Genomic DNA, 8901 nt, shown 5'->3' on the forward strand with positions numbered 1-8901 from the left:
TCACCGCCGATCAGTTCCTCCGTGCCCGGGTACAGGGCCTGGGCGCGATGGCGATGAGCCCGTCCTGGCTGCTCAGTCAGCTGTGAGGTCGGCTGCCACCACCTGACCACCGTCGGGGCAGACCGCACACGTGGTGAGGAACGCCGTGCCACGGGCGAACGCCACCCCGTAGGGAGCCGGCAGGTTGTCGACCACCGTCGTCGCGGTGCCACCGGGCACCACCTTGACCAGCGAGCCCATCGGCAGCTCCTCACCGGCGGCGAGCAGGCCCTCGTCGGCGATCTGCACGGCGTACAGCGAGCCGCGGTACCAGGCCAGGTCGGTGACGTTGGTCAGACCCGTCGCGACGATGCTGTGCGCGCCGGTGCGGGAGAACCGGTGGATGCGTGCCGCACCCGCCTGGAACGGGAAGCCGACCAGCTCGCTGACGTAGACCGAGCCGTCCGGTGCAGCGAACACCGAGGTGGGCACGGCCTGCATCTCGATCTCGGGGAACGGCGGGAACGGAGCAGGCGCGGTTCCCGGCGAGTCGAGCACGCCGATCAGCTTGATCCGGCCCTTCGCGCTCACCTTGAGCACCGCGTTGGCCCCGGCATCGGCGACCACGAAGCCGCCTCGGGTGCGCGCGATGCCGCCGGGGTTGCTGTCCGGGCCGACGCCGTCGGGATCGTTGGCGGCCTCGTAGCCGGCCAGGTCGGCCAGCACCCGGGGACGGGTGGACCAGCCGCGGTGGTGCTTCTTCTTCCACCACTTGCCGGTTGCCACGGTGCCGAGCAGCCGGCGTCCGGTGGCCGGCAGCTGGTCGCGGACGGCGGGGTCGGCACCGAGGCCGATGGTGGCCACCCAGCTCCGGCCGTGGGCCAGGACGTCGGTGGGGCCGATCGCGGCGCTGCCGTCGGGGGAGGCCAGCGAGGGCAGACCGGTCACCACGCGGCGCTGGCCGTGCCAGGTGACCCGGGTGATCGCGCCGGTCTTGCCGAAGCAGACCTCGTCGCCCTCCGGCCCGGCCTGGCACGGACCGGAGCCGCCGGTGCCGGCCTCGGCGACATAGAGCGCGTTGCCGTTGACGGAGAGATGACGGGGGTTGTCCAGGCCGGTGGCGACCACGTGCCAGTCCGGCGCCGGTGCCGACTCAGAGTCGGCCAGAGCGGTAGGAGCAGCGCCGAGCGAGGCGCCGAGAGCGAGTGCGGAGAGGGTTGCGGATAGACGGATGGATTTCATGGGAACCTCCAAGGGACCGCTGTCCACCTTGCGCACGTTCCGCGGAGTGCGGCACCACCCAGATTGCAGAAATGCCCTCGCGATAGCGTCGGCGCATGAGCGCCGCGAAGTTCACCGGACCCGTGTTGCCCGACGGCGAGAGCCGCGACGTCTACGTCCGGGACGGTCGGATCACCTTCGAGCCGCAGCCCGGGGCGGACGTCGTCGCGCGCGGTTGGATCGTGCCCGGCCTGGTGGACGCCCACAACCACCTCGGCCTGGAGGACCACGGCGCGATCAGCGACGCGGAGGTGGAGGCCCAGGCCCTCGCCGACAGGGACACCGGCGCCCTGCTGCTGCGCGACTGTGGCTCGCCGACCGACACCCGCTGGGTGCACGAGCGCGACGACCTGCCGCGCCTGGTGCGCTGTGGCCGCCACCTGGCCCGGACCCGGCGCTACATCCGGAACTTCGGCCACGAGGTCGAGCCCGAGGAGCTGGTGGCCTACGCGGCCGAGCAGGCGCGCAGCAGCGACGGCTGGATCAAGCTGGTCGGCGACTGGATCTCCCGCGAGGCCGGCGACCTCACCCCGTCCTTCGACGTCGTGACCTTCGCCGCCGCCATCGACGCGGCCCACGCCGAGGGGGCCAAGGTGACCGCACACTGCTTCGGCACCGACGTGCTCCAGGGGCTGCTGGACGCCGGCATCGACTGCATCGAGCACGGCACCGGGCTGGGCCTCGACCACCTCGAGCAGATGGTCGCCGGCGGCGTCGCCCTGGTGCCGACGGTGATGCAGACCGCCAAGTTCCCGCAGTTCGCTGCCGACGGCCGCGAGAAGTTCCCGGACTACTCGGCCACCATGGACGAGCTCTTCGCCCGCCGCCGGGAGACCCTGCTCAGCGCCCATGAGGCCGGCGTGGACCTCTTCGTCGGCTCGGACGGCGGCGGCGTGGCCCGCCATGGCGAGCTCGCCGGGGAGATCGAGGCGATGGTGGCGATGGGCCTGCCGCAGGCCGACGTGATCGCCGCCGCCTCCTGGAAGGCGCGCTCCTGGCTGGGCTTCACCGGCATCGAGGAGGGGGCCAGCGCCGACTTCGTCGTCTACGACGCCGACCCGCGCCTCGATCTGTCCGTGCTGCGCCGCCCGGTCGCGGTCGTGTTGCGCGGCGCAGTCGTCGCCTGAGCCCGGCTGAGCCTGCCTGAGCCTCAGGTGCTCCGGGACCGTGACAGCAGCCAGATGAAGTAGGGCGTGCCGATCAAGGAGACCAGCAGTCCGACCGGGATCTGGGCGGGCGCGATCACGGTGCGACCCAGCAGGTCGGCCAGCACCATCAGGGCGGCGCCCAGCAGCAGCGCGGTGGGGATCACCCGGACATGCCGTGAGCCGACCAGGGAGCGGGCGGCGTGCGGCGCGACCAGGCCGACGAAGCCGACGACCCCGACGGCGGCGACGCTGGTGGCCGCGAGCAGCGCGCCCAGCAGCAGGATCGCCAGCCGGACCGGCTCCAGCGGCACGCCGACGCCGCGCGGGACGTCGTCGTCGAGGGAGAGCAGGTCGAGCTCACGGCGCAGCAGCAGTGCCACCGGCAGCGCGACCGCCAGCACGATCAGCACCGGGAGCACCTGCTCCCAGGTCCGCCCGTAGGTGGTGCCGGAGAGCCAGGTGTAGATCCGCGGGGTGTCCCACGGGTTGCTGCGGACCAGGAGGAACGTCGAGATCGCGGTGGTGGTGTACCAGACGCCGATCCCGATCAGCACCAGACGCCCGGCGTCGAGCCCGCCGCGCCACGACAGCGCGTAGACCAGGGCGAACGAGGCCAGCGCGCCGAGCACCCCGGCGAACAGCACCTCCGACGACGACGGCGCGTGGTTGCCGCCGCCGGTCACCACGAGCACGGCGCCGAGTCCGGCGCCGCCGGTGATGCCGAGCAGACCGGGCTCTGCCAAGGGGTTGCGGCAGGTTCCCTGGACCAGGGTTCCGGAGAGGGCCAGGGCGGCTCCTGCGGCGAGTGCGGCGGCGACCCGCGGCGCTCGCTCGTCCAGGGCGAAGCCGACCAAGGGGCCGGCGCTGTCGTTGAGCCAGAGGCCGAGGTCGCCGATGCGCAGCCAGGTGTGGCCGGCCAGCAGACCGGTGAGTGCCAGGCAGAGCAGGACCAGGGTGAGCACGACCAGGACGACGGCGAAGCCGCCGCGACCCAGCAGCCGGCGGGCGGTGGGGGAGGTGCGGTCGGAGCCGAAGCCACGGTGCGAGCGCGCCAGCGCGATCATCAGGATGCCGCCGAGGATCGTGGTCGTGACGCCGGGCGGCACCGAGAGCCCCTCCTCGGCGCCGAGCAGGGCGCGGACCGCGGCATCGGAGCCGATCACCACGACCGCACCGAGCAGGCCGGCGGCCGGGAGCGCGAAGGCGTGGCGCTGCAGGGCGGGCACCACGCGGGCCGCGACCCGGACCAGGACCGGAGCGACCAGGCCGACGAAGCCGATCGGGCCGGCCACGGTGACCGCGGCGGCGGTGAGCACCACGGCGAGCAGCACGCCGCCGACCCGGGTCCGGCGAACCGGCACGCCGAGGCTGGCGGCGGTGTCCTCGCCGAGCGAGAGCACGTCGAGGTTGCGGGCCAGCCACAGCGCACCGGCGAAGGCGAGCAGCACCAGCGGCGTCGCGAAGCCGACCGCACTGAAGTCGAGTTGGGTCAGCGACCCGTTGCCCCAGGCGAAGAGGCTGGTGGTCTCCTCCTCGAAGAGGATCAGCAGGGTGGAGGTGGCCGCCTGGGTGGCCATCGCCACTGCGGAGCCGGCCAGGATCAGCCGGGTGGTGGAGGCGCCGGCACCGGCCAGCGCGAGCACGAGCAACGCCGTCACCGCGCCGCCGACGAAGCCGGAGAGGCCGGAGGCCCACAGCGGCAGGGTGAGGCCGAACGCGGCGACCGCGGTCACCGCGAGGTAGGCGCCACCGGTGACCGCCAAGGTGTCGGGTGAGGCCAGCGGATTGCGAGCGATGGACTGGAACAGGCAGCCGGCCACGCCGAGCGCGAAGCCCACCACGACAGCAGCCGCCAACCGGGGCATCCGCGATCCCCAGAGCAGGTCGCCGGTGCTGACACCGGTGCCCGCCAACGCGTCGGGACCGCCGAGCATCCACCGCGCGACGTCGAGCGGTCCGATCCCCGACGTGCCCTGGGTCAGGTGCCAGAGCCCGAGGACGAGCGTGCTCAGTGCGAGCACGACCAGGACGCCCACGCCGCCCAGGGCGCCGCGGGCGGAGAGCCGAGTCGGCCCGTCGGCGGGGCCCGGGGCCGGGGTGACCGGTCCGGGCTCCACCGCCGGGCGGGTGGCGACGTCAGTCAACCAACACTCCGAGGTAGGCGTCGATCACCTGCTCGGCCGAGCGCGGACCGCCGAAGGTCCAGATGCCGGCCGGGAAGGCGTGGGCGTTGCCGGCCTCGACCGAGGGCAGCTTCTTCCAGATCGGGTTGGCGGCCAGGCGCTCGTTGACGTCCTCGGCCTCCGGGTCGATCGTGCCGGTGTAGAGCAGCGTCGCGTCGCCCACCTTGGTGAAGCCCTCGACGTCGGTCTGGCCGAGGCCGTAGGCCGGGTCGACCTCGCCGGTCCAGGCGTTGGTGAGGCCGAGCGCCTCGCCCAGCTCGGAGACCAGGGCGCCCTGGCCGAACGGGCGGATGCTGATGTTGCCACCGTCGACCCAGCCGTCGAAGTAGACGAACTCCGTGGTGGGCAGGTCGGCGTCCGCGACCTTCTCCTTGGCGTCGGCGAGCTTGGTGTCGAACTGCTCGAGCACCGCCTCCGCGCGCTCGCCGCGACCGGTCGCCTCGGCGATCAGCTCGAAGGTGGAGCGCATCTGCGCGATCGGGTCGGCGGCGTCGGCACCCTTGGTGGCGAGCACCGGGATGTCGTACTTCTCCAGGGCCTTGATGTTCTCGTCGTCGGCGCTGTACGCCTCGACGATGATCAGGTCGGGGTTGGTGCCCAGCAGCGCCTCGTGGTTGGGCTCGCCGCGGGTGCCGACGTCGACCACGCCGTCGGCCGGCAGCTTCTCCGCGGTGTTCCAGGCGCCGTAGCCGGCTGCGTCGGCCACCGCGACCGGGGTCACGCAGAGGGAGAGCGCGTCCTCGATCTGCTGCCACTCCAGGACGGCGATCCGCTTGGCGGGGGCGTCGAGGGTGACGGTGCGGCCGAAGCCGTCGGTCAGCTCGACCGGCTCGGTGCTGGTGGCGGTGGTGTCGTCGGCGCACTCGCCGGAGGCGGCCGCGGCGGGCGCCTCGTCGTTCTCCTCGGTGGTGCCGCAGGCGGTGAGCGCCAGCGCGGCGCTCAGTGCCACGGCGATCGAGAGTCGCTTCATCGGGGGATGGTCCTTTCGGATCAGGGTCGTAGTCGGGTGCTGGCTAGCGCCTCGACGTGGAGGTGACCGGTCGCCGTTGACACGGTCGTCTCGATCGGGATCCCGTACACGGCGGTCAGGTTCTCCGAGGTGAGGACGTGGGCCGGGGCGCCGTCGGCGTGGACGCGGCCCCGGTGCAGGAGGACGACGCGGTCGGCGACCGCGGCGGCGTGGTTGAGGTCGTGCAGGACGACCCCCAGTGCGGTGCCGCGCTCGGCGAGGCGGCGGACCAGGTTCAGCGTCTCCACCTGGTAGCGCAGGTCCAGGTGGTTGGTGGGCTCGTCGAGCAGCAGGACGCCGGTGTCCTGGGCCAGCGAGGAGGCGAGCCAGACCCGCTGCAGCTCGCCACCGGAGAGCTGGTCGACCGGCCGGTCGACCATGGCGGTCGTGCCGGTGATCTCCAGCGCCCGGGCGATCGCGTCGCGGTCCTCGGCGCCCAGCGCGCCGAACCGGGTCCGGTGCGGGTGGCGGCCGAAGCCGACGACGTCGTGCACGGTCAGCCCCGACGGGTGCGGCCGGGACTGGGAGAGCAGGGCGACCTGGCGGGCGAAGTCACGCGCGCGCAGCGCGCGCAGCGCCACGCCGGCCACCGAGACCTCGCCGGTGTCGATCGGGTGCAGCCGGGCGAGTGCGCGCAGCACCGTGGACTTGCCGCTGCCGTTCGGGCCGACCAGCGCGGTGACCTCGCCGGGCGCCAGCTCCAGGTCGACGCCGTGCACGACCTGAGAGCGCTGGTAGCCCAGCACGAGATCGTGGCCGGCCAGGGGAGCGGGTGCCCGATCCGAGAGCGGGGAGGTGGTCATGGCGCAGGAACCTAGCATTTGCAATTAGGATTGCCTAACCTAACGTCATCCCATGGTGACGCCCTTGCGCCAGTAGCCCATGAAGGCGACCCGGCTCTTGGGGAACTCCAGGTCGCGGACCAAGTGCCGCCGCAGGGTGGTGACCACGCCGCTCTCGCCGGCGATCCAGGCGTAGTAGTCGCCACGCTCGTCGTCGCCCTCGTCCGCGGTCGGCACCTCCCAGAGGTTGGGGTCGATCTCCTCGTCCGCGACGGCCTGGACGCCGCCGGTGTGGCCGAGGTGGCGCAGCACCTCGGGGATCAGCCGGGTGCCCCAATCCTCGTGGCCGCGGGCCAGCCAGTGCACCGCGACGCCGTCGGGGCGCTCGACCTCGAGGAAGTCCTCGGCGAACGGCACCTCGAAGAATGCGTGGCCGCGGGCGTCGTCCGGCAGGTCGGCCAGGATCCGGGAGGCGGCGGGGACGGCCGTCTCGTCCGCGACCAGCAGGATCGGGTGGCCCGCGGGCGGGGCGAACTCGATGCCACCGAACTCCTTGCCGCGTCGCGGCGCGAGCACGATCACCTTCGCGCCGACCTCGGCCGAGCAGGCCCAGGCGCCGCCGGGCCCCGACAGGCCGGGCGAGTCGTGGCGCACCATGTCGACCACCAGGCGCCGGGCGTCGCCCTCGCCGACGACGTCGCGTACCGAGTAGGTGCGCATGTGGCCGCGCTCGGCCTCGGGCAGCGTGCGCCAGTGGGTCCACAGGTCGTCGATGCCCGGGGTGAGGGGCGGCAGGCCGGCGGCGCTGGGGAAGACCAGCTTGATCCGCTGGTCGAGCCAGGGGCCGTCGACGCCGAGCTCGGCGAACTCGGGGCCGGTGAGCTCCACGCGGACGTAGCTCGGGCTGAGCTGGGTGACGGCGCTGACCTGGGCGACGTCGACGATCATGCGCGGCTGGTCCGCCATGGGTGCCTCCTGGGGTTGGGACTTAGGCAAGGCTAACCATATGGCGAATCCGCTGCGTGGCCCGGTGCTGGTTGGCTAGGCTCGGCGCATGCCCACACTCGGCGACTTCACCGCGACCACCCTTGCCGGCGAGGAGCGCGCGCTCTCCGACTTCGAGGGCCAGGTAGTGCTCGTGGTCAACACCGCCTCCAACTGCGGCTTCACGCCGCAGTTCGCCGGCCTGGAGGAGCTGCACGGCGAGTACGCCGAGCGCGGACTCGCGGTGCTCGGCTTCCCCTGCAACCAGTTCGCCCGCCAGGAGCCTGGCAGTGCCGAGGAGATCGGCGCCTTCTGTGAGCGCAACTACGGGGTGAGCTTCGCGATGTTCGACAAGATCGACGTCAATGGCGAGCAGGCGCACCCGCTCTACCGCTGGTTGCGCCAGGAGAAGGGCGGCCTGCTGGGGGACCGGATCAAGTGGAACTTCACCAAGTTCCTGATCGGTCGCGACGGTGAGGTGATCGCGCGGTATGCGCCGGCCACCAAGCCGGAGAAGCTCGCCGCCGACATCGAGAAGGCGCTCGGCTGACTCCGGAGAACCCGGCGATCCGTGGGCCGCGCCCGCGGGGCGCATGACCTTGCGATGCGGCAGATCGGGGCGGATTTCCCACGGTGCGGAGGCCTCTGGCAGAATCACCCGTTGAGTTCTGTGCAGCCGGACCCTCTCACCCGGATGCTGCAGGGTCCATAGAGGCGCTCTACCCGGTCCCCACCTGGAACGGGCGGCTCACCCCACACACAATTTTCAAGGAGACACCACAAACGTGGCCGTCAAGATTCGTCTGAAGCGCCTGGGCAAGATCCGGGTGCCGCAGTACCGCATCGTCGTCGTCGACTCCCGCAAGAAGCGCGACGGCAAGGTGATCGAGGAGATCGGCAAGTACCACCCCAAGGAGGACCCGTCCTTCATCGAGGTGACCACCGAGCGCGCTCAGTACTGGCTCGGCGTCGGCGCTCAGCCGTCCGAGGCCGTCGAGGCCATCCTCAAGATCACCGGTGACTGGCAGAAGTTCAAGGGCCTCCCGGGCACCGAGGGCACCCTCAAGGTCGCCGCTCCGAAGCGCGACAAGCTCGAGATCTTCAACGAGGCTCTCAAGGAGGCCGCCAGCGAGCCCAAGGCCGCTGCGGTGACCAAGAAGAAGAAGGCTGAGAAGGAGGAGGTCTCCGAGGAGGCCCCCGCCACCGAGGCGCCGGCCGAGGCCGCTGCCGAGGCTCCCGCCGAGGCCGCTGAGTCGAGCGAGGGCTGAGCCTGATGCTGGCTGATGCGCTGGAGCACCTGGTCCGTGGCGTCGTGGACCACCCCGACGACGTCTCCGTGCGTGACAAGCAGTTGCGCCGGGGCTCGGTCCTCGAGGTTCGGGTCCACTCCGACGACCTCGGCAAGGTGATCGGACGGAGCGGTCGCACCGCTTCGGCGTTCCGCACCGTGGTCTCGGCTCTGGCCGGCCGCGGCGGAGCTCGCGTCGACTTCGTCGACGTCGACCGCCGGCGCTGACTCTTCGCACACTCGTCGA

General features: G+C 72.2%; 9 protein-coding genes. 4 read left to right on the forward strand and 5 right to left on the reverse strand.

Features of this window, described 5'->3' with window-relative positions; translation table 11 throughout:
- Positions 1 to 72 precede the first annotated feature (72 nt).
- Entirely contained in the window at positions 73 to 1221 is a 1149-nt protein-coding gene (locus ABD151_RS04385; RefSeq protein ID WP_343991724.1) for a ScyD/ScyE family protein, read from the reverse strand.
- Positions 1222 to 1316: 95 nt separating this feature from the next.
- On the opposite strand from ABD151_RS04385, the gene ABD151_RS04390 reads away from it, so the two are divergent.
- The gene (locus ABD151_RS04390) at positions 1317 to 2387 is read left to right on the forward strand and encodes an amidohydrolase family protein (RefSeq protein ID WP_343991725.1); all 1071 of its coding nucleotides are present in this window, start codon (positions 1317 to 1319) and stop codon (positions 2385 to 2387) included.
- A gap of 23 nt (positions 2388 to 2410) precedes the next feature.
- Here ABD151_RS04390 and ABD151_RS04395 read toward each other — a convergent pair whose 3' ends face one another.
- From ABD151_RS04395 to ABD151_RS04410, 4 genes are read right to left on the reverse strand one after another with little or no spacing between them, the layout of a single operon-like run.
- Positions 2411 to 4552: an iron ABC transporter permease gene (locus ABD151_RS04395; protein WP_343991727.1), complete on the reverse strand. Its 2142-nt coding sequence runs from the start codon at positions 4550 to 4552 to the stop codon at positions 2411 to 2413.
- A complete protein-coding gene (locus ABD151_RS04400) occupies positions 4545 to 5561 on the reverse strand; it encodes an iron-siderophore ABC transporter substrate-binding protein (RefSeq protein ID WP_343991728.1) in 1017 nt (338 codons plus the stop codon). Before ABD151_RS04400 ends, ABD151_RS04395 begins: the two co-directional genes overlap by 8 nt.
- A 20-nt stretch (positions 5562 to 5581) precedes the next feature.
- Complete coding sequence (locus tag ABD151_RS04405) at positions 5582 to 6403, reverse strand: ABC transporter ATP-binding protein (protein ID WP_343991729.1); 822 nt, start codon at positions 6401 to 6403, stop codon at positions 5582 to 5584.
- Between the two features lie 45 nt (positions 6404 to 6448).
- Positions 6449 to 7348 carry a siderophore-interacting protein gene (locus ABD151_RS04410; RefSeq protein WP_343991731.1) on the reverse strand — a complete coding sequence of 300 codons (900 nt, stop codon included), beginning with the start codon at positions 7346 to 7348 and terminating at the stop codon, positions 6449 to 6451.
- Positions 7349 to 7436: 88 nt separating this feature from the next.
- Here ABD151_RS04410 and ABD151_RS04415 point away from each other — a divergent pair, with 88 nt between their 5' ends.
- The 3 genes from ABD151_RS04415 (at position 7437) to ABD151_RS04425 (ending at position 8882) form a co-directional block, all read left to right on the forward strand.
- Positions 7437 to 7916 (forward strand): glutathione peroxidase, encoded by a 480-nt coding sequence (locus tag ABD151_RS04415; protein ID WP_343991733.1) that lies wholly within the window; start codon positions 7437 to 7439, stop codon positions 7914 to 7916.
- Positions 7917 to 8151: 235 nt separating this feature from the next.
- Complete coding sequence (gene rpsP, locus ABD151_RS04420; RefSeq protein WP_343991735.1) at positions 8152 to 8634, forward strand: 30S ribosomal protein S16; 483 nt, start codon at positions 8152 to 8154, stop codon at positions 8632 to 8634.
- Between the two features lie 5 nt (positions 8635 to 8639).
- Positions 8640 to 8882 (forward strand): RNA-binding protein, encoded by a 243-nt coding sequence (locus tag ABD151_RS04425; RefSeq protein ID WP_343991737.1) that lies wholly within the window; start codon positions 8640 to 8642, stop codon positions 8880 to 8882.
- The last annotated feature ends 19 nt before the right edge of the window (positions 8883 to 8901 follow it).

Source organism: Nocardioides dubius (genome assembly GCF_039528155.1).
In the GTDB taxonomy this organism is placed as follows: domain Bacteria; phylum Actinomycetota; class Actinomycetes; order Propionibacteriales; family Nocardioidaceae; genus Nocardioides; species Nocardioides dubius.